This is a genomic window from Flavobacterium sp. 120 (assembly GCF_003633605.1).
Taxonomy (GTDB): Bacteria; Bacteroidota; Bacteroidia; order Flavobacteriales; family Flavobacteriaceae; genus Flavobacterium; species Flavobacterium algoritolerans.
In genome coordinates, this window is the sequence record NZ_RBKZ01000001.1 from 660,553 (window position 1) to 679,148 (window position 18,596).

The following is an 18,596-nucleotide window of genomic DNA, read 5'->3' on the forward strand; positions in this document are numbered from 1 at the left end:
AAGCACTTTATATGTCTATTAAATAGTCAAATATAAATTTTAGTACATTCGGATTTAAGGAAGTATTGAATAAAATAAGATTAACAACTAATTAATGAAAACAATTCTTATAGCCCATAATTATACTGAAGTTTCTTTTTCGGCAATGAGCTATAGTTTAGCTAATCATTTGGCTAGTTTAGGCTATCAGGTGGTTTTTATTTCTCATCAACCGTATTTTATAAAAGAACAATTTATTCATAAAGATAATGGAAAAATTATCGTCTGTTCTTGGCCAACTACTAAAAGACCAACTTCACTAAGTGATTTTTTGTGGTATTGTAAAATATATCTGAAATACAAACCGGAGGTCGTAATAGGCCATTTTGTAGGGAGTAATATTACTATTTTAGCTTCAAAATTACTTTCCTTTGGTAGAGTAAAAACCTTTGAATATTATCACACCTTGAGAAGTCAACTTTTTATAGATATGAAAAGAGTAACGTTGAGGCAAAAACTATTGTTTTTAAGAAAAAAGATATTCTATAAACTATATTGCGATATTATTGTGTGTCCTTCTGAATTAGCAAAGAAAGATTTAGAGTCTTTTTATGGGAATGAAAAGGGGGTTGTTTTGTTAAATCCTATGATGGACCGGTTTATAGATAGAAAAGTCTTGATTAAAGATTCAATTATTGTATCTTATTTAGGTCGATTAGACCCTTCAAAAGGAATTATTGATTTAATCGAAGCTTATAAAGTATACAAAGAGAGGGTTGTGAATTCAAAAATTACTTTGAGAGTTGCAGGAACCGGAAGTCAAGTAGTAAAAATTCAGAAATTGGTTAAAAATAATCCGGGGATAGAGTATTTAGGCACTTTACAATATGATGCTATCGATGATTATTTGAGTGGGAGTAATTTTACTATAATTCCATCAAAATTTGATAATTTACCTACTGTTGGTTTAGAATCAATGATGAATCAGACGCCTCTGTTGATTTCAAATACGACCGGTTTAGCTGATTATTTGACAGACGGTAAAGAATGTTTTAAATTTGAGCCCAATTTAGATTCAATAGTATCATTGTTTGATAAAATTGAAAATAACTTCAATCTTTATGAACAAATGAGTTTTGATGCAAGGGCTACTTATTTAGATAAATTTAGTATGGATACCTACTGTAATACATTTTATCAAGCCATTTTATGAAGTTTGTTGTATTTACCCATGTTCCGCATATTAAAGAGAATAATCAGTATTATGCTTATGCTCCCTATGTGAAAGAAATGAATATTTGGGGAAAAAATGTCAATGAGTTAATAGTTGTTGCACCCTTGTTCTTAGGCAATAAAACACTAATAGAGAGTTCTTACAGTCATCAAAATATACAATTTATCTCTGTTCCAAGTTTCGATGTTTTGTCTATTAAATCTATTTTGATCACTTTATTGAAACTTCCCAGCTTAATTAGGATTCTTTTTAAAGCGATGAAAAATGCTGATCACATCCATTTGCGTTGCCCCGGAAATATAGGGTTGTTAGCTTGTTTTATTCAGATGCTCTTTCCTTTTACACCAAAGTCGGCTAAATATGCCGGTAATTGGGACCCGAAATCGAAGCAACCTTTAACTTATAAATTACAACAATGGATTTTGAAGAATACTTTTTTAACCCGAAACATACAGGTTTTAGTTTATGGAGAGTGGGAAGGCATGACCCCAAATATTAAACCTTTTTTTACTGCTTCTTATGCATTAAACGAGATAGTACCTGTTGTTCAAAAAAAATTGAGTGAAATTGTTGATTTTATTTTTGTAGGTGCTTTAGTGAAAGGGAAGCATCCGTTATATGCTATACAATTAGTGGCAAATTTGCATCTTAAAGGATATTCAGTACGTTTGAGAGTCTATGGTGAAGGTGTGGAGCGGGAAATGCTAGAGGATTATATTGCAACCCATGCGTTAGAAAATATTGTTTCATTACAAGGGAACCAGACACAGGATGTTGTAAAAAAAGCTTATCAGGACAGTCATTTTGTGGTTTTGCCTTCAGACAGTGAAGGTTGGCCCAAAGTAATTGCCGAAGGTATGTTTTGGGGTTGTGTCCCGATTGCTACTTCCGTTTCTTGTGTGCCTTATATGTTGGATTATGGGAATAGAGGGATTCTATTGCAGCAGGATTTAGAAAAAGATAGTGCCCAAATAGCGGTTGTTTTGCATGATCAAACCGATTATGAGGCTAAACGAGATAAAGCTGCAGAATGGTCCAGAAGGTTTACACTGGATGTTTTTGAGGACGCGATACAGGAGTTAATTGTTTAGGGGTTTGAAGTTTAAGGTTTGAAGGGTTGGAATTGGGAGCGATGGGAGCGGTAAACTGCAATAGCCAGATTAAGGAAACAAGAATCAAGAAGAAAGTATCAAGAAGAAGAGGCAAGAAGAAAGATGCAACATGCAACATGACAATCATAAAATAAGAATCATACAAATTATAGATTCCCTTGAGGCTGGTGGTGCCGAGCGTATGGCGGTGAGTTATGCTAATGCGCTTGCCCAAACAATTGAGTTTTCCGGATTGGTGGTAAGCCGTAAAGAAGGGGCACTTTTAAGTCAGGTTGGTGAAGGAGTATCGTATTTGTTTTTGAACAGAAAAAAAGCAGTTGATTTAAAAGCACTGTACAAGTTAAGGAATTACGTAAAGCAGCATAAGGTAACTGTAGTTCATGCTCATAGTACCTCTTTTTTTATAGCTTTTTTATTAAAACTAAGTTGCCCGTATTTACAATTAATCTGGCATGACCATTACGGAGACAGTGAGTTTTTACCCAAAAGGCCCATCCGTGCTTTAAAAATGGCTTTGCCTTTTTTTAGTGGAATTATATCCGTAAACCAAAAATTGAAAGTTTGGGCTGAACAAAAAATGAATTTCAAGAATACCGTTTATTTACCTAATTTTCCTTCTGAAGGGAATGATAGCACGGTCAATACTGTATTGAAAGGAATAGAAGGAAAGCGGATTGTATGTTTAGCTAATCTGAGAGTACAGAAAGATCACTTTTTATTATTGAAAGTAGCGTGTAAACTAAAAGTATCTCATCCAGAATGGACTTTTCATTTGGTAGGAAAAGATTTTAATGATAACTATGCCCAAAAAATTAAGGATTTAATAGTTGCTTTTGCTTTAGAAAAAAATGTGTTTCTTTACGGCACGAAACAAGATATTGAAAATATTTTGCAACAATCTACCATTGGCGTTTTAACGTCTCAATCAGAGGGTTTACCCCTAGCGCTGTTAGAATATGGATGGTTAAAAAAACCTGTTGTTGTAACGGATGTAGGTGAAATGTCTTCTTTGGTAGCCAATGGTAAAAACGGTTTTCTTGTCATCGCTCAACAGGAACATTTGTTTTATGAAGCGTTGGTTGCATTAATAAAGAACGAAGCTCTGCAACAGGAGTTTGGCAATGCTCTTTACAAAATAATAATTGACACTTATTCAAAAAAAGCTGTTATAGCACAGTATTTAAATTGGTTGCAAAATAGTCACAAATGAAAAAAGAGGATCAATACTATCTCTATTTAATTCTTTTCCATGTTTTTATCGGTGCATTGGGATACATTCTCCCCTTTACTTCTAAAATTTATGGGTATTCTATTTTTATTTTTGGGGTTTATTACATTATTAAAACTCAAAATAGAAATAATGAAGCTCTTGTTGTTGCTGCTTATGTTGTAGGGAGCGAAGTTTTTTTAAGGATGACTGGCGGAAATCCTCTGTACGAAATTTCGAAGTATGGCGTAATGGTTTTTATTCTGTTAGGAATGTATTACAGTGGTTTTTCTAAAGGAGCGGCACCATATTGGACTTTCTTACTTTTATTGGTACCCAGTGTTGTTATTTCAACTTTTGCTTTGAATTTTGATACAGATATCCGTAAAGCGATTGCTTTTAATATATCTGGTCCGGTTTGTCTGGGTATTGCTTCCTTGTATACGTTTAGGCGTAAGATTTCATTAGAAGAAACAAACAGTATTTTGTTGAGTTTGGGATTACCTATTATCAGCTGCATGGTATATTTAACCCTTTACACACCAAATGTTCAGGAGGTGATTACCGGAACTGAATCTAATTTTCAAACTTCTGGTGGTTACGGCCCTAATCAAGTAGCCACTATTCTTGGCTTGGGTATGTTTATTTTTTTTTCCAGAATCATATTGGATTCTAAAACAAAATTCCAAATTTTAATCAACATTATAATTGCCTTAAATATTACGTACAGGGGGATGATTACTTTTTCTCGTGGTGGGATGATTACCGGATTTTTGATGATTGTTTTGTTATTGGCGTTTTTGTATTTTAAATCGAATTTTGGCGGGCGGGTAAAATTGAATTATATTATTGTATTATTGACACTTGCTATGTTTGCCACTTGGTCTTATACATCGTTTCAAACAGGCGGGCTTATTGAGAAAAGATATTCCAATCGAGATGCCAAAGGAAGGGTTAAAGAAAGTCAATTTACAGGGAGGGAGGATGTGGCTCAAAATGAAATTGATACTTTTTTTAAAAATCCCATTTTTGGCGTTGGTGTCGGGAAAGGAGCAGAGATTCGAGAAGATGAAACAGGACTTAAGGTATTGTCCCATGATGAGATTACCAGAATGTTAGCTGAACATGGTTCGCTTGGTATCTTAGCATTGTTAATTCTATTTTTTACACCTTTGGTTTTGTATTTAGAAAATAAGTTTAATATGTTTTTGTTGTGTTTCGTTGCTTTTTGGTTTTTAACGATTAATCATGCGGCTATGCGAACAGCAGTTCCTGCCTTTGTGTACTCTTTGTCTCTACTGAATGTGCAGTTGGGGAGTCCTAGGAGGGTTAAGAATGAAGAAGAATGATTAGTTTTTTAGTGGTCAGTAAACAGTGGTCAGATTTTAGTGATCAGTGTTCGGTGGTCGTTGAGTTATTATTATTATTATTATTATTATTATTATTAATTGAAGTATAGCCCTAATCCATTTTAGTACTTGAAAAACACTTCTGTCGCTTTATTTATGAGCCTTATTTGAAATAGTCTTGTATTAACTTACTCTCTATTAAAATTTTGTTAAAAAAATTAACATTTCTTAAATTTACTTCGAAGCAAAAGCATTAAATTGCAGTCCTAAACGTAAATATCATTCATGTTCTCAGTCGATAAAATACATTTTGAAATATCAGAGCGAAAGATGATTCTTCGTGTTTTTGATGTATTTTTTATTTTTAGTTCTTTATTTTTTATTGGGAATATATTTGATTTTGATTATTTTATTTTGTCAACCAAGAATTCATATTGGATGCTAATTCTGGGTATTTATATCAATCTTTTCGGAACTATTTTTGAAATGTATAATCTTCAGGTTGCCAGTAATCAATTTCAGGTACTAAAGAGTTCTATTCTAACCGTTTCAACGACCGTTTTAGTGTACTTGTTAACGCCGATTTATTCTCCGGAGCTTCCTTCGAAAAGAATTCAGATTGTATTGTTTTATCTCGTTGTGTTTTTGGCTTTGTTTTTATGGCGAATGTTTTATGTTTCGTTTTTAGCCTCTACTCGATTTTTGCAAAACGCAGTTTTAATCTGTGATAAAGAGCAGGTAGAAGAGTTGATATCCGGATTAGAGCATATCGATCCCCATTATAAAATAATTGCATTTGTGAATGCCGATGCTGCCGAAGATGAACTAGTCGAATACCCCTATGTTAAAAATATAAAGCGAGATTCGTTATTTTCTTTTGTAAAACAAAACTCTATATCCGAGATTGTAATTGCTTCCCAAAAAACAGATGGAATTACGGCTGAGTTGTATCAGCAATTACTTCATTTGCTGGAGTCCGGAGCTATAATTCGAGAATATACGCAGGTATATGAAAGTAAAACACAGCGTATTCCAGTGCATTATATGTCCAGAGATTTTTATCGCTTTTTTCCTTTTAGCAGAAGCAATCACAATAAATTATATTTGATTGGAGCCCGAATTTTTGAAATTAGTGCTTCGGTACTTGGATTATCCATTGGACTTGTGCTATTTCCATTTATATTGATAGGAAATGCAATAGGAAACAGAGGAAAGTTGTTTTATACCCAAGAACGTGTTGGTAAAGATGGCGTGGTATTTGAAATTTTAAAATTCAGGACCATGGTCAGTAATGCCGAATCTAACGGGGCTGTTTTTACCACTACAAATGATTCTCGAGTGACTGTATTTGGTAAATTTCTACGAAAAACCAGGATTGATGAATTTCCGCAATTTATAAATATTCTAAAAGGGGACATGGCCGTTATTGGTCCTCGTCCAGAACGTCCTTTTTTTGTAAAGGAAATCGCTGAAGTAATGCCTTTCTATGAGACAAGACATATTATAAAGCCGGGTCTTACTGGATGGGCTCAAGTAAACTATGCTTATGGAGCAACAATTGATGACAGTTTGATAAAGCTTCAATACGACTTGTATTATATCAAACACAGAAGTATTTTTCTGGATTTAAACATTGCTTTTAAAACAATTACCACCGTTTTGTTTTATAGGGGGCAATAGTATTATTATTATTATTATTATTATTTAAAAAAATTAAATGATAATTGGAATCCGTTTTTTATTCTGCATTGCCATTCTGACCAAAATAATTCCGTTGGTAATTATTAATGGTAATACCAGTAAAAAATGAGCTTTGTTGATTACTACAAAGAAATAGATTCCTAACGACAGGATATTAAATAATGCCAGATTGTAAATTCCTTTTTTGTTTTTTGTCCAATAAAAATAAAGCAACCCTACTAAAGTTGGATTGAAAAGTAAAATATTATAGTTATATCCTAATTCCAGATGCGACGAATAAAATCCGACAAACGTAAAAAACATGCCCATTACCGCTATCAGGATGAGGTAAAATAAATCAATACTTTTCTTATTTATCAGTACTATAAACCCAAGAAAAAGTATGTAGGTATAGATGTTATTCCACCAAGAGCCAGGAGCTTCATCCTCGAATTCTAGTAGTGTCTTGTTTTCCTGCACCAGCGGATGATTCTGAAAAGTAACTTTCTTCAGGCTTTTTTGCAGTTCAAAAGGTAAAAATAGTTGCGTTCCCAAACCATCTACTTTTTTACCAAAGATGATGCTTGTCCCTAATTTTTCGTAAAAGTGATTGTCAAAATACGGATAAAGTATCGTTCTGTAAGTGATGTCGGTATCTTCGTTTTTTACAATTGCGGTCGTATCTAATGTTTTATTGATGATGTCAACAACCATCGATGTACAGTTTTTATCAATAAACTTGTATGTGTAATGACTTTCGCCTGAGGCCAATGAAGTGTTCAGATTGTCAAATAGTTTTTGTTTCAAGTATGAAGGAATGTTTAATTCCTGCTCATAAACAGCCCTTTTTTCATATTGATATTGATTGATAAAATCAGGGTAGGAGTCCGCTACGGCAAAATATTGTAAGTCGCCTTTTATGAATTTCATGACGAAATTAGGGGTGTTAAAATCAAATGCCCCATAATTGTATACCACATCAATTCCGTTGACCGTATCGTGTACTCGAATTGCAGTGTGTCCAAAAAGAGAATAGGATTCGTTCCCCGTTCCACAAGTAAGTACGCTGACTTGTGTGTTTTTTGATAATTGGATGCTTTGTCCGAAACTATAGTTTGCAATTGAAAACAAGAGTATGAAAAGAACTATTTTTTTTAAAGAAGCTATATCCATTTGTTGTGGTATTGTTGTTTTTAAATTAATTTCTAAACATTCCCAAATCTACTTTAACTGAAAAAATATTGGAATACAAAGCTGTACTTTGATCGCCTAAATCAGTCAACGCATAATCAATCTGGATGCCTTTGTATTTGAACCCCAAGCCGATATTAGGCTGAAAACCCACTTTTTCGGAGTTGTCCAGTTGTTGTACATTCTGAAAATTACCCACACCTGCACGTACAAAAACCAAATCAGTATAGCCAAATTCAAGACCTAAAGCTGGATCGATACTGACAAAATCGGTGGAGATAAGATCATTCGTTTTTGCAAATCGCATATTCATATTGGCAGCAGCCAAAATGCTATAATCGTATCGAATGATGAACTTTTTAGCGATTCCTAATTGTGCTTTTGGAGCTGTAATCTCAGTACTCTCCGGTAATTCCTGGTTTTCTCCGGGAATGGAATTGGCAATTTTCTGATATTCATCTTCATCAATATTCCATACGTTATACGTGGTGGTTATATCCCGAAGCATTAATCCAAATTGCCAGTTGTTCTTTTCGAATTGTAATCCGACATCAAAACCAAAGCCCCAAGAATTGGCAAATTTGCCGATGATTCGTCGGATAACTTTTGCGTTTACGCCATATTGAAATCCGGGAACAGGGAGTTTTCGGGCATAAGAAAAAGTGAAACCATAATCGGCCGTTGAGAAAAGACTGATTCTGTTGTAGTTAATATTTCCTTGGCTGTCAATGAGTTCAGTAGTGTTTAAAATATCATCGACACCAAAACGAATTAATGAAATTCCCCAAGCGCTCCGGTCATCTATAGGACTTGCGTAAGCCAAGTAATCGTATTGGGCTATATTGGCAAAATAATTAGCATGCATTAAGGATACCTGATGGTCTTCCAGATGAATCAGTCCTGCAGGATTCCAATACCCCGAATTAACATCACTCGTAGTAGCCACAACAGTATTAGACATGCCTAATGCAGCCGCATCCACGCCGATATTCATAAACTCATTCGAGTATTTTCTGACGGCTTGACTGTAATTTAGCGTACTAACCAAAACCGCTGCTAATAGGAAGCTTTTTTTCAATGGGGTCATTTTTACAAACTAAAAGTCTGTTTAATTTTTATCAAAAATATAATTTTTTACTGAGCTTATTTCTTCCTTTGGGTAAATATATCTAAACAAGAAATCACTGTTGAAAAAACTCTATTAAAAAACGTACTTCTCCTTGACTTATTATACTAAATTTGCCAACTGTGGTTCACTAAATTTTATAACTATGACTATTAAAAAGCATATCCCCAATATTATTACTTTACTAAATCTTTTTTGCGGTTGTATCGCTTTGGTTTTTGCTTTTAACCAAGATTTTGAAATGGCATTTTATTTTGTTTGCTTGGGTATATTCCTAGACTTTTTTGATGGTTTTTTTGCCCGATTATTCAAAGTATCGAGCCCGCTTGGTTTGCAGTTGGATTCTTTGGCAGATATGGTTACCAGTGGAGTTGTGCCGGGTTTAGTGATGTCTCAAATGATGATCGACAATTCGTCAACTGCGGCGGTTGATCATTTGCAAATTTTCCCTTATTTAGGGTTTTTGATTGCCTTAGGATCTTGTTACCGATTGGCAAATTTTAATATTGATACCCGTCAAACTGATTCTTTTATTGGTTTGCCAACTCCTGCCAATGCGCTGTTTGTTTTAAGTCTGCCTTTGGTTTTAAAATACACCGACTCTTTATTTGTTATCGAAATATTGACAAATCAATGGGTTTTACTAGCAATAACGGTATTGAGTGCTTATATCTTGAACGCTGAAATTCCTTTGTTCTCCTTAAAAATCAAGAAGTTCAATTTCAAGGATAATGCGCTTCAAATTGTGTTTTTGATTTGCTCCCTTTTGTTGTTAATTTTTCTCCAATATTTAGGAATTCCTTTGGTCATTCTTTTCTATGTTTTGTTGTCAGTAATAAATAATAAAATGCTGAAAAAGTAGTTTTTTTGGATGAAAAGAAAAACGGTCAGAAGAAAAACTACGGTAGTTCGTAAACCCAAAAAGAAAGCAACTGTTTTCTCCGGGAAGGTTTTGCGTTATTCTATTGTTGCTTTTTTTGTTTTGCTGATTGTTGCTGTTGGCTATCATTATAGAGATGGTTTAGCCTACTATTTTAGTTTTAAATCAGATAAAATTCTAAGAGAAGAATCAGAAGCCAAGCGCATTTCTGACGTTCGCAATTATCAGGTTTTAGAAAAACACGAAGGAAAAAGTATTGGTTTGGATGTTTCAGAATATCAAGGAAAAATCCGATGGACTTATGTAGATACTTTAGAACAAAAATATCCGCTGCATTTTGTGTTTATCCGTGCTACAGTTGGAAAAGATAGAAAAGACCGCCAGTTTAATAAGAATTGGCTTGGCGCCAAAGAAAATAAAATGATTCGCGGTGCTTATCATTATTATCGTCCCAACGAAAATTCAATGGAGCAAGCCGAACTTTTTATAAAAACAGTAACCCTTCAAAAAGGAGATTTACCACCCGTTTTAGACATTGAAAAACTGCCTAAAAATCAGTCGATTGAAAATCTTAAGTTAGGTTTGAAAAGATGGTTAAATGCTGTAGAGTCACATTACGGAGTAAAACCTATTATTTATACCGGAGAGCGCTACTATGATGATTTTTTAAAAGAAGAATTCAGTGATTATCTTTTTTGGATTGCTAATTATAACTTTTACAGAGAAGAAATAGCCGAAGATTGGTTGTTTTGGCAATTCACCGAAAAGGCATCAGTTCCTGGCATTAAAGGTAATGTAGACATAAATATATACAATGGAGATTTACAGCAGTTGCGGTATATTACAGTGGAGTAGTTTTTTAGTAATCAGTAATCAGTGATCAGTGTTCAGTATTTAGTGATCAGTCATCTTAATTTATATAAAAAATCCATTCGTTTTGCGAATGGATTTCATTTTTTCTAAAATTCCAATTTTTTCTTTCTTAATTCGAAATTTTGACCAAGATACACGCGACGTACCATTTCATCTTCTACTAATTCTTCTGGCATTCCCGCTTTTAGGATTCCACCTTCAAACATAAGATAGGTTTTGTCCGTAATAGCTAAGGTTTCCTGTACGTTGTGGTCCGTAATAAGAATACCGATATTTTTATTTTTTAACTGCGCTACAATTCTCTGAATGTCTTCAACGGCAACAGGATCGACACCCGCAAATGGCTCATCTAATAAAATGAATTTTGGATCTGTGGCAAGACAACGTGCAATTTCGGTACGACGGCGTTCCCCACCGGAAAGTAAGTCGCCACGATTCGTACGAATGTGTTCTAAGCTAAATTCTTCGATTAAACTTTCCATCTTAGCCTCTTGTTCCGCCTTGGATAGTTTTGTCAGTTGCAGTACGCTTAATATATTATCTTCAATGCTCAATTTTCTAAAAACAGAAGCTTCCTGAGCTAAATAACCAATTCCCTGTTGTGCTCTTTTGTACATTGGATAATCAGTAATATTCAAATCATCAAGGAATATATTGCCCGAATTTGGTTTAACCAATCCTACAATCATATAAAAAGACGTAGTTTTTCCGGCACCATTAGGTCCCAAAAGCCCTACGATTTCGCCTTGATTTACTTCTACCGATATGCCTTTTACAACACTTCGTCCTTTATAGGTTTTGATTAGATTTTCGGCTCTTAATTTCATTTTTTTAGTTTAATCGTTGGATTGTTTAACTGTTTAATCGTTCAAATAAACGAATAAACAATTAAACGATTTTGCTTCTTAACAATTATTTCACAGCAGTTTCTTCCAGTGCTTCCCAGAATTCGTATGCTCTCCTTAAGTGAGGTACCACGATAGTTCCGCCAACAAGCGTTGCAATTCCCATCGCTTCCATCATTTCCTCTTTGGTTACACCTTCTTTATGGCTGGTTTCCAAATGGTATTTTACACAATCATCACAACGTAAAACTGCCGAAGCTACCAATCCCAGAAGCTCTTTAGTTTTTACGTCTAATGCTCCCGCCGCATACGCATTGGTGTCTAGATTGAAAATTCGTTTTACAATTTTATTATTGTCTGCCAATAATTTTTCGTTCATTTTAGAACGGTACTCGTTGAATTCTTCGATTATATCAGCCATTTAATTTTTTTTGATTTTTTACTACTATTTTTGAAATTAAGATACTCGCTTCATAGATTAACAACATCGGAATGGTTACAATTATTTGACTCACCACATCTGGAGGGGTTACAATTGCTGCGACAATAAGAATGATGATTACGGCATATTTCCAATATTTTCTCAAGAAAACTGGTGTAACCAAACCTAATTTGGTTAGGAAATAAATGATTATAGGCAATTCAAAAAACAATCCACAAGCAATAACACTCGTTTTTACCAAGCCAATATATGAATCAATGCTAAACTGGTTTTTTACTACTTCACTGATGGTGAAAGTGGCAAAAAAGTTTACTGACATGGGTACAATTACAAAGTAGCCAAACAATACTCCCAGAAAGAAAAGTAATGAGGATGACACGATAAAAAGTCTCGCATGTTTTTTCTCAGTATCATATAATGCTGGACTGATGAATTTCCATACTTCCCATAATATGAATGGAAAACCAAGAATAAATCCGGCAGTTATACAGGTCCAAATCAAAACGTTGATTTGTCCTTCCATGTTTGTGTTTTGGATGATGAAAGGCATTTCGGTTACGCAAATACTTTCGGCAAAGCCCAATTGATTTGAGAGGTCGCAAAAAAAGCGATAGGTTATAAAATTAGCATTTGTGGGGCCAAAAATGATGACATCAAAAATATAATCACTGATGAAAAAAGTGATGGTAGCCAAAATTAATATTGCAATTGTGCTTCGAACCAATAACCATCTTAATTCTTCAAGATGATCTAAAAACGACATTTCGTTTAAGTTTTTTTTCGCCATTATATTATTCCTTCTTTTAAAATATCGTGTAAATGTAATACTCCTTTGTATTCTCCATTGTCAACCACAACTAATTGTGTGATGGAGAAGTCTTCCAAGATGTTCAATGCATCTACAACCATAGCGGTAGATGGTATTAATTTGGGGTTTTTTGTCATAATGTCTCTGGCAGTCAAATCAACGAAAGAATCTCTGTCGTTTAACATTCTTCGAATATCACCATCAGTAATAATACCGATAACTTTATCTTCATCGACAACCGCAGTTACACCAAGACGTTTTTCAGAAATCTCGAAAATCACTTTTTTTATAGATGCATCAGGCGATACCATAGGTTTTAAGGTGTGTTCTAGCATGTCTTTTACACGCAATAGCAATTTCTTGCCCAATGCGCCTCCGGGATGATAAACAGCAAAATCTTCCGGTTTGAAATCACGCATTTCCATAAGACAAATGGCAAGGGCATCGCCCATTACTAATTGAGCGGTAGTACTGTTAGTTGGAGCAAGGTTATTAGGACAAGCTTCGGCATCTACAGTGGTGTTCAAAACAAAATCAGAACCTTTAGCAAGAAAAGAAGCAGTATTTCCAGTTATTGCAATCAATGTATTTCCAAAACGTTTTAGGAGTGGCACTAAAACCTTTATCTCAGGACTGTTGCCACTTTTAGAAATGCAAATGATACTATCGTCATTTTGTATCATTCCTAAATCACCGTGAATAGCCTCTGAGGCATGAAGAAATAGCGATGGCGTTCCGGTAGAATTAAAAGTGGCTACCATTTTTTGGGCAATAATAGCACTTTTTCCTATCCCTGTAACCACTAGTCTTCCTTTGGAATTATAGATATTTTGTGTCGCTTCAATGAAGTTTTCATCAAGAAAATCAGTTAGTTTAGCAATAGATTGGCTTTCCGATAAAATAGTTTTTTTGGCGCTAGCCAATATATTTTCTTTAGATATCAAAACAGAATAATTAAAATTTGTATGTGTAAAAGAAATTTGTACCTTTAGGTGTTGCAAATTTATACAAAATACCACATAATAAAGAATGAATTCAAACGAAATTGACATACACAAAGAATTAAAGAAATATTTTGGCTTCAGCCAATTTAAGGGGTTGCAGGAACAAGTCATAAAAAGTATCCTAAACCAACAGAATACATTTGTGATAATGCCCACAGGAGGAGGAAAATCACTTTGTTATCAATTACCTGCTTTGATTCAAGAGGGAACTGCTATCGTAGTCTCGCCCCTTATTGCTTTAATGAAAAATCAAGTGGATGCCATCAGAAGTTTATCTTCTGAAAATGGCGTTGCCCATGTTTTAAATTCCTCTCTTACTAAAACCGAAATTACTCAGGTAAAAAAAGATATTACTTCAGGATTGACGAAGTTATTATATGTTGCACCTGAATCTTTAACAAAGGAAGAATATGTGAGCTTTCTGAAAAATGTTACCATATCTTTTGTAGCTATCGATGAAGCGCATTGTATTTCGGAGTGGGGACATGATTTTAGACCGGAATACAGGAATTTAAAGCACATCATCAAGCAATTAGGCGATGTTCCTATTATTGGGCTTACTGCAACAGCTACGCCAAAAGTACAGGAAGATATTCTGAAAAACTTAGATATGTCTGATGCTACCACTTTTAAAGCATCATTTAACAGACCCAATCTGTATTACGAAGTACGTACTAAAACTAAAAATATAGAATCGGATATTATTCGTTTTATAAAACAACATAAAGGCAAATCAGGAATTATTTACTGTTTAAGCCGAAAAAAAGTAGAGGCTATTGCCGAAGTTTTGCAAGTAAACGGAATAAGTGCCGTGCCTTATCATGCGGGATTAGATGCTAAAACCCGTGCCAAACACCAAGATATGTTCCTTATGGAAGATGTAGATGTGGTGGTGGCAACCATCGCTTTTGGGATGGGAATTGACAAACCGGATGTGCGTTTTGTGATTCATCACGATATTCCAAAATCACTGGAAAGTTACTATCAGGAAACCGGTCGCGCAGGTCGTGACGGTGGAGAAGGCCATTGTCTGGCCTATTACTCCTATAAAGATGTAGAGAAGTTAGAAAAATTCATGTCTGGTAAACCAGTGGCAGAACAAGAAATTGGATTTGCTTTGTTGCAGGAAGTTGTGGCTTACGCCGAAACGTCTATGTCCAGAAGAAGATTTCTGCTTCATTATTTCGGTGAAGAATTTGATGATGTTAATGGGGAAGGCGCTGATATGGATGACAATGTTCGAAATCCAAAAACAAAAGTCGAAGCCATAGATCAAGTTGTGAAACTGTTGGAAGTGGTTCGAGATACGAAGCATTTATACAAATCAAAAGAAGTTGTTTTTACCTTGATTGGCCGCGTCAATGCTGTCATCAAAGCACATAGAACAGATACACAGTCCTTTTTTGGATGTGGTTCAGATCATGATGAAAAATACTGGATGGCCTTGTTGCGACAAGTTCTTGTTGCAGGATTTTTATCGAAAGATATTGAAACCTATGGCATTGTAAAAATCACTAAGAAAGGATTAGATTTTATTAAAAACCGGGAATCCTTTATGATGTCTGAAGATCATGAATACAACGAATCTGAAGATGAAGCAATTGTAACTGCTTCTAAATCTACTGGAACTGCCGATGAATTATTGATGGGTATGTTGCGTGATTTGCGTAAAAAAGTGGCTAAGAAATTAGGCGTTCCTCCATTTGTGGTTTTCCAAGATCCATCATTGGAAGATATGGCTTTGAAATATCCTGTTTCTCAAGAGGAATTGATTAATATTCATGGTGTTGGAGAAGGAAAAGCTAAAAAATACGGAAAGGAATTCTTAGAATTAATCAGTCGATATGTACAAGATAACGACATCATCCGTCCAGAAGATTTAGTGGTGAAATCTACAGGAGTAAACTCCGTAAACAAACTTTATATTATCCAAAATATCGACAGGAAACTATCCCTTGATGATATAGCTTCCGCCAAAGGCATCAATATGGATGCATTGATTAAAGAAATGGAGCAAATTGTGTATTCAGGAACTAAATTGAATATAAAATATTGGATTGATGATATGCTTGACGATGATCAGCAGGAAGAAATTCATGAATATTTTATGGAATCTGAATCCGATAATATAGAAAATGCACTCAAAGAATTTGATGGGGATTATGATATTGATGAATTGCGCTTGATGCGAATTAAATTCATCAGCGAGGTTGCTAATTAAGAAAAGTGGTCAGTGGTCAGTGTTCTGCAATCTGAATACTGATTACTGCAAACTAAAAAAGCTCCCCACGATGCGGTTTCAAAGCATCTCGAACCTGAATCATGTTTTCATCCGTTACTACCATAAAAGCAATGGCTTGCATTTCACCTTGAATTTCAAAACCGGTTATATTCAATGGTAATTTTTCAATTGTGATGTATTCTTTTAAATGAATTTCGTGATGTTCCGCTGTTTTTGCAGCTGCCGGACCACGAAAATCCCATATCAGTTTTATTTGTCTAGACATTTTTTATGAGGTACAAAAGTTCAGTAATCAGTGTTCAGTAATCAGTGTTCCTCGAAAATCAAATATTAATTTTATTCTTAATTGTTTAATCGGTTGAGGAGTTATCGTTTTACTATTTTTGAATTGCAAAGTTACAAAGTCTAATTCGAAAATTAGGCAATTTGAAAATTTGAAAAATGCATTTTCCTTTCAATAACAAGAAGTCAATACAAAATACTACTTTTGTACCTGGATTATTTTAGACATTTTTAAAAGTCAAATAATCTAAAAATCGATAATCTAAAAAAATGCCTCAAGAACTCTTATTACAAGTATCTCCAGAAATTGCAGCAAATGATTTGTTGTTGAAAAATCATTTATCGAAACAAATTAAGATTTCCGTAAATGAAATTCAGCACGTTTCTATCCTAAAAAGATCTATTGATGCCCGTCAAAAAGCTATAAAAATCAATCTTAAGGTTTTAATCTATTTAAAAGTAGAGCCTTTTCAGGAGCAAAAAATACAACTTCCGGATTATGGTAATGTGGCTACAGCTCAAGAAGTAATCGTTGTTGGTGCTGGACCTGCGGGACTTTTTGCTGCCTTGCAATTGATAGAATTGGGTTTAAAGCCTATAGTTATTGAGCGTGGAAAAGACGTAAGAGGCAGAAGAAGAGATTTGAAAGCCATTAATGTGGATCATTTTGTAAATGAAGATTCTAATTATTGTTTTGGAGAAGGTGGTGCAGGAACCTATTCAGATGGGAAGTTATACACGCGTTCTAAAAAAAGAGGTGATGTAACACGCGTTTTGGAATTGTTTGTTGCTTTTGGAGCTTCAGCCGATATTCTTATTGAGGCGCATCCACATATTGGTACCAATAAATTACCTCAAATCATTCAGGACATTCGAGAAAAAATCATCGAATGTGGCGGACAAGTTTTGTTTGAAACCAGACTGACTGATATTTTAATAAAAAACAATGAAGTGCAGGGTATCGTTACTCAAAAAGGGGATACAATTCTTGCCAATAAACTTATTTTAGCCACAGGACATTCGGCTCGTGATATTTTTGAATTATTGGATAGAAAAAAGATTTTTATCGAAGCCAAACCTTTTGCCTTGGGCGTAAGGGCAGAGCATCCTCAATCTTTGATTGACAGTATTCAATACAGTTGTGATTATCGTGGAGAATTTTTGCCTCCAGCTCCATATTCTATTGTGAAGCAAGTAGGAGGAAGGGGAATGTATTCCTTTTGTATGTGTCCCGGTGGCGTGATTGCACCTTGTGCCACAAGTCCCGGCGAAGTGGTTACCAATGGTTGGTCGCCATCCAAAAGGGATCAGGCTACCGCCAATTCCGGAATTGTAATTGAATTGCAACTGGAAGATTTTAAGCCTTTTGCTAAATTTGGTGCTTTGGCCGGAATGGAATTCCAAAAAAGCATCGAGCAACGCGCCTGGCACTTGGCAGGAGAAAGTCAAAAAGTTCCTGCACAGCGTATGATTGATTTTACACAAAACAGAGTTTCATCGGATATTCCTAAAACGTCTTATGTTCCCGGAACAACTTCAGTTGAAATGGGACAGGTTTTTCCCGGATTTTTAACGCAAATATTGCGAGAAGGATTCACTGAATTTGGAAAATCGATGCGTGGATATTTAACAAATGAAGCCATACTTCATGCACCAGAATCAAGAACGTCTTCGCCAGTGCGTATTCCCAGAGATCCTTTGACTTATGAGCATGTTCAAATAAAAGGGTTGTATCCTTGTGGAGAAGGCGCAGGTTATGCCGGCGGAATTATATCTGCTGCTATTGATGGTGAGAAATGTGCATTGATGATAAAAGAGTCTATAGGAAATTAATTTTTTAAGTGATATAATTTTATTTTAAAAAAAAGCAGCCTTATTAGGGCTGCTTTTTAATGTTTTTAATAAGATTGCATTATTTTTTCTTTGCAGGTTTTATTTCTGTCACCACAATCTTGAATGTGGTAGTTCCAGTGTTTTTTGCCATGTGGGTTACGGGAGGGAAATATAATACGTCTCCTGCTTTGATATCTGCATTAGTTGCAGGTTTACCTTTTTCTGTTATTTTAATTTTACCACCGGTCAAAGCATACACGGTGTGATGTGGATGGCTATGCCACGGCATTGTTGCGCCTGGGGTAAATTCTGCAGACATGACCCTCACTTTATCATTCTCAAGGAGGATTTTTTTATATACTTTTGGACCTGCTTTCATTGGGTCTTGTGCATACACACTTGAACTCATTATTAGGAATAATCCAATGAGTAAAGACATCGAAATCATTTTAATTGCTTTCATTTTATTTCATTTTTTATTGATTAGACTAAGTTGGACACTATTTTGT

General features: G+C 34.9%; 17 protein-coding genes. 9 read left to right on the forward strand and 8 right to left on the reverse strand.

What is annotated here, in order from left to right; translation table 11 throughout:
• Nucleotides 1–94: 94 nt before the first annotated feature.
• The 5 genes from C8C87_RS02825 to C8C87_RS02845 all read left to right on the forward strand — a co-directional run bounded on the left by C8C87_RS02825 (nucleotide 95) and on the right by C8C87_RS02845 (nucleotide 6,561).
• On the forward strand, nucleotides 95–1,192 hold the full coding sequence (locus tag C8C87_RS02825; protein WP_121341046.1) for a glycosyltransferase family 4 protein: 1,098 nt from the start codon (nucleotides 95–97) through the stop codon (nucleotides 1,190–1,192).
• Entirely contained in the window at nucleotides 1,189–2,304 is a 1,116-nt protein-coding gene (locus tag C8C87_RS02830; RefSeq protein ID WP_121341047.1) for a glycosyltransferase family 4 protein, read from the forward strand. Before C8C87_RS02825 ends, C8C87_RS02830 begins: the two co-directional genes overlap by 4 nt.
• 130 nt (nucleotides 2,305–2,434) lie before the next feature.
• On the forward strand, nucleotides 2,435–3,535 hold the full coding sequence (locus C8C87_RS02835) for a glycosyltransferase family 4 protein (RefSeq protein ID WP_233550001.1): 1,101 nt from the start codon (nucleotides 2,435–2,437) through the stop codon (nucleotides 3,533–3,535).
• On the forward strand, nucleotides 3,532–4,881 hold the full coding sequence (locus tag C8C87_RS02840) for an O-antigen ligase (RefSeq protein WP_121341048.1): 1,350 nt from the start codon (nucleotides 3,532–3,534) through the stop codon (nucleotides 4,879–4,881). The genes C8C87_RS02835 and C8C87_RS02840 overlap by 4 nt, the downstream gene beginning before the upstream one ends.
• Nucleotides 4,882–5,166: 285 nt before the next feature.
• Nucleotides 5,167–6,561 carry an exopolysaccharide biosynthesis polyprenyl glycosylphosphotransferase gene (locus C8C87_RS02845; protein ID WP_121341049.1) on the forward strand — a complete coding sequence of 465 codons (1,395 nt, stop codon included), beginning with the start codon at nucleotides 5,167–5,169 and terminating at the stop codon, nucleotides 6,559–6,561.
• A gap of 33 nt (nucleotides 6,562–6,594) precedes the next feature.
• Here the strand turns inward: C8C87_RS02845 and C8C87_RS02850 are convergent, their stop codons facing one another.
• A complete protein-coding gene (locus C8C87_RS02850) occupies nucleotides 6,595–7,734 on the reverse strand; it encodes a DUF4105 domain-containing protein (protein ID WP_121341050.1) in 1,140 nt (379 codons plus the stop codon).
• A 25-nt stretch (nucleotides 7,735–7,759) separates the two neighbouring features.
• Nucleotides 7,760–8,746: a PorV/PorQ family protein gene (locus C8C87_RS02855; protein ID WP_121343273.1), complete on the reverse strand. Its 987-nt coding sequence runs from the start codon at nucleotides 8,744–8,746 to the stop codon at nucleotides 7,760–7,762.
• A 277-nt stretch (nucleotides 8,747–9,023) separates the two neighbouring features.
• On the opposite strand from C8C87_RS02855, the gene C8C87_RS02860 reads away from it, so the two are divergent.
• Together C8C87_RS02860 and C8C87_RS02865 are read left to right on the forward strand one after the other, a co-directional pair.
• Complete coding sequence (locus C8C87_RS02860) at nucleotides 9,024–9,740, forward strand: phosphatidylcholine/phosphatidylserine synthase (RefSeq protein WP_121341051.1); 717 nt, start codon at nucleotides 9,024–9,026, stop codon at nucleotides 9,738–9,740.
• A gap of 9 nt (nucleotides 9,741–9,749) precedes the next feature.
• The gene (locus C8C87_RS02865; protein ID WP_121341052.1) at nucleotides 9,750–10,613 is read left to right on the forward strand and encodes a glycoside hydrolase family 25 protein; all 864 of its coding nucleotides are present in this window, start codon (nucleotides 9,750–9,752) and stop codon (nucleotides 10,611–10,613) included.
• Nucleotides 10,614–10,717: 104 nt separating this feature from the next.
• Here C8C87_RS02865 and lptB read toward each other — a convergent pair whose 3' ends face one another.
• The 4 genes from lptB to C8C87_RS02885 all read right to left on the reverse strand — a co-directional run bounded on the left by lptB (nucleotide 10,718) and on the right by C8C87_RS02885 (nucleotide 13,670).
• Complete coding sequence (gene lptB / locus C8C87_RS02870) at nucleotides 10,718–11,458, reverse strand: LPS export ABC transporter ATP-binding protein (protein WP_099713342.1); 741 nt, start codon at nucleotides 11,456–11,458, stop codon at nucleotides 10,718–10,720.
• A gap of 85 nt (nucleotides 11,459–11,543) precedes the next feature.
• Nucleotides 11,544–11,897, reverse strand: a complete 354-nt coding sequence (locus C8C87_RS02875; protein ID WP_099713341.1) for a carboxymuconolactone decarboxylase family protein — start codon at nucleotides 11,895–11,897, stop codon at nucleotides 11,544–11,546.
• A complete protein-coding gene (tatC, locus tag C8C87_RS02880; RefSeq protein WP_099713340.1) occupies nucleotides 11,890–12,705 on the reverse strand; it encodes a twin-arginine translocase subunit TatC in 816 nt (271 codons plus the stop codon). The genes C8C87_RS02875 and tatC overlap by 8 nt, the downstream gene beginning before the upstream one ends.
• Nucleotides 12,705–13,670, reverse strand: a complete 966-nt coding sequence (locus C8C87_RS02885) for an SIS domain-containing protein (protein ID WP_199074736.1) — start codon at nucleotides 13,668–13,670, stop codon at nucleotides 12,705–12,707. The genes tatC and C8C87_RS02885 overlap by 1 nt, the downstream gene beginning before the upstream one ends.
• Nucleotides 13,671–13,755: 85 nt before the next feature.
• Here C8C87_RS02885 and recQ point away from each other — a divergent pair, with 85 nt between their 5' ends.
• A complete protein-coding gene (gene recQ / locus C8C87_RS02890) occupies nucleotides 13,756–15,951 on the forward strand; it encodes a DNA helicase RecQ (protein ID WP_099713339.1) in 2,196 nt (731 codons plus the stop codon).
• A 52-nt stretch (nucleotides 15,952–16,003) separates the two neighbouring features.
• Here recQ and C8C87_RS02895 read toward each other — a convergent pair whose 3' ends face one another.
• Nucleotides 16,004–16,237: a hypothetical protein gene (locus C8C87_RS02895; protein ID WP_099713338.1), complete on the reverse strand. Its 234-nt coding sequence runs from the start codon at nucleotides 16,235–16,237 to the stop codon at nucleotides 16,004–16,006.
• 287 nt (nucleotides 16,238–16,524) lie between these two features.
• Here C8C87_RS02895 and C8C87_RS02900 point away from each other — a divergent pair, with 287 nt between their 5' ends.
• Nucleotides 16,525–18,087, forward strand: coding sequence for an NAD(P)/FAD-dependent oxidoreductase (locus tag C8C87_RS02900; protein ID WP_121341053.1), 1,563 nt, complete (start codon nucleotides 16,525–16,527; stop codon nucleotides 18,085–18,087).
• A gap of 79 nt (nucleotides 18,088–18,166) precedes the next feature.
• On the opposite strand, the gene C8C87_RS02905 is transcribed toward C8C87_RS02900, so the two are convergent.
• A complete protein-coding gene (locus C8C87_RS02905; protein ID WP_158589728.1) occupies nucleotides 18,167–18,526 on the reverse strand; it encodes a cupin domain-containing protein in 360 nt (119 codons plus the stop codon).
• Nucleotides 18,527–18,596 lie beyond the last annotated feature (70 nt).

Coding starts and splice junctions, on each gene's coding strand:
- C8C87_RS02825 (WP_121341046.1), top strand. CDS start 95: ATGAAAACAATTCTTATAGCCCATAATTATACTGAAGTTTCTTTTTCG.
- C8C87_RS02830 (WP_121341047.1), top strand. CDS start 1,189: ATGAAGTTTGTTGTATTTACCCATGTTCCGCATATTAAAGAGAATAAT.
- C8C87_RS02835 (WP_233550001.1), top strand. CDS start 2,435: ATGCAACATGACAATCATAAAATAAGAATCATACAAATTATAGATTCC.
- C8C87_RS02840 (WP_121341048.1), top strand. CDS start 3,532: ATGAAAAAAGAGGATCAATACTATCTCTATTTAATTCTTTTCCATGTT.
- C8C87_RS02845 (WP_121341049.1), top strand. CDS start 5,167: ATGTTCTCAGTCGATAAAATACATTTTGAAATATCAGAGCGAAAGATG.
- C8C87_RS02850 (WP_121341050.1), bottom strand. CDS start 7,734: ATGGATATAGCTTCTTTAAAAAAAATAGTTCTTTTCATACTCTTGTTT.
- C8C87_RS02855 (WP_121343273.1), bottom strand. CDS start 8,746: ATGAATATCGGCGTGGATGCGGCTGCATTAGGCATGTCTAATACTGTT.
- C8C87_RS02860 (WP_121341051.1), top strand. CDS start 9,024: ATGACTATTAAAAAGCATATCCCCAATATTATTACTTTACTAAATCTT.
- C8C87_RS02865 (WP_121341052.1), top strand. CDS start 9,750: ATGAAAAGAAAAACGGTCAGAAGAAAAACTACGGTAGTTCGTAAACCC.
- lptB (WP_099713342.1), bottom strand. CDS start 11,458: ATGAAATTAAGAGCCGAAAATCTAATCAAAACCTATAAAGGACGAAGT.
- C8C87_RS02875 (WP_099713341.1), bottom strand. CDS start 11,897: ATGGCTGATATAATCGAAGAATTCAACGAGTACCGTTCTAAAATGAAC.
- tatC (WP_099713340.1), bottom strand. CDS start 12,705: ATGGCGAAAAAAAACTTAAACGAAATGTCGTTTTTAGATCATCTTGAA.
- recQ (WP_099713339.1), top strand. CDS start 13,756: ATGAATTCAAACGAAATTGACATACACAAAGAATTAAAGAAATATTTT.
- C8C87_RS02895 (WP_099713338.1), bottom strand. CDS start 16,237: ATGTCTAGACAAATAAAACTGATATGGGATTTTCGTGGTCCGGCAGCT.
- C8C87_RS02900 (WP_121341053.1), top strand. CDS start 16,525: ATGCCTCAAGAACTCTTATTACAAGTATCTCCAGAAATTGCAGCAAAT.
- C8C87_RS02905 (WP_158589728.1), bottom strand. CDS start 18,526: ATGTCTTTACTCATTGGATTATTCCTAATAATGAGTTCAAGTGTGTAT.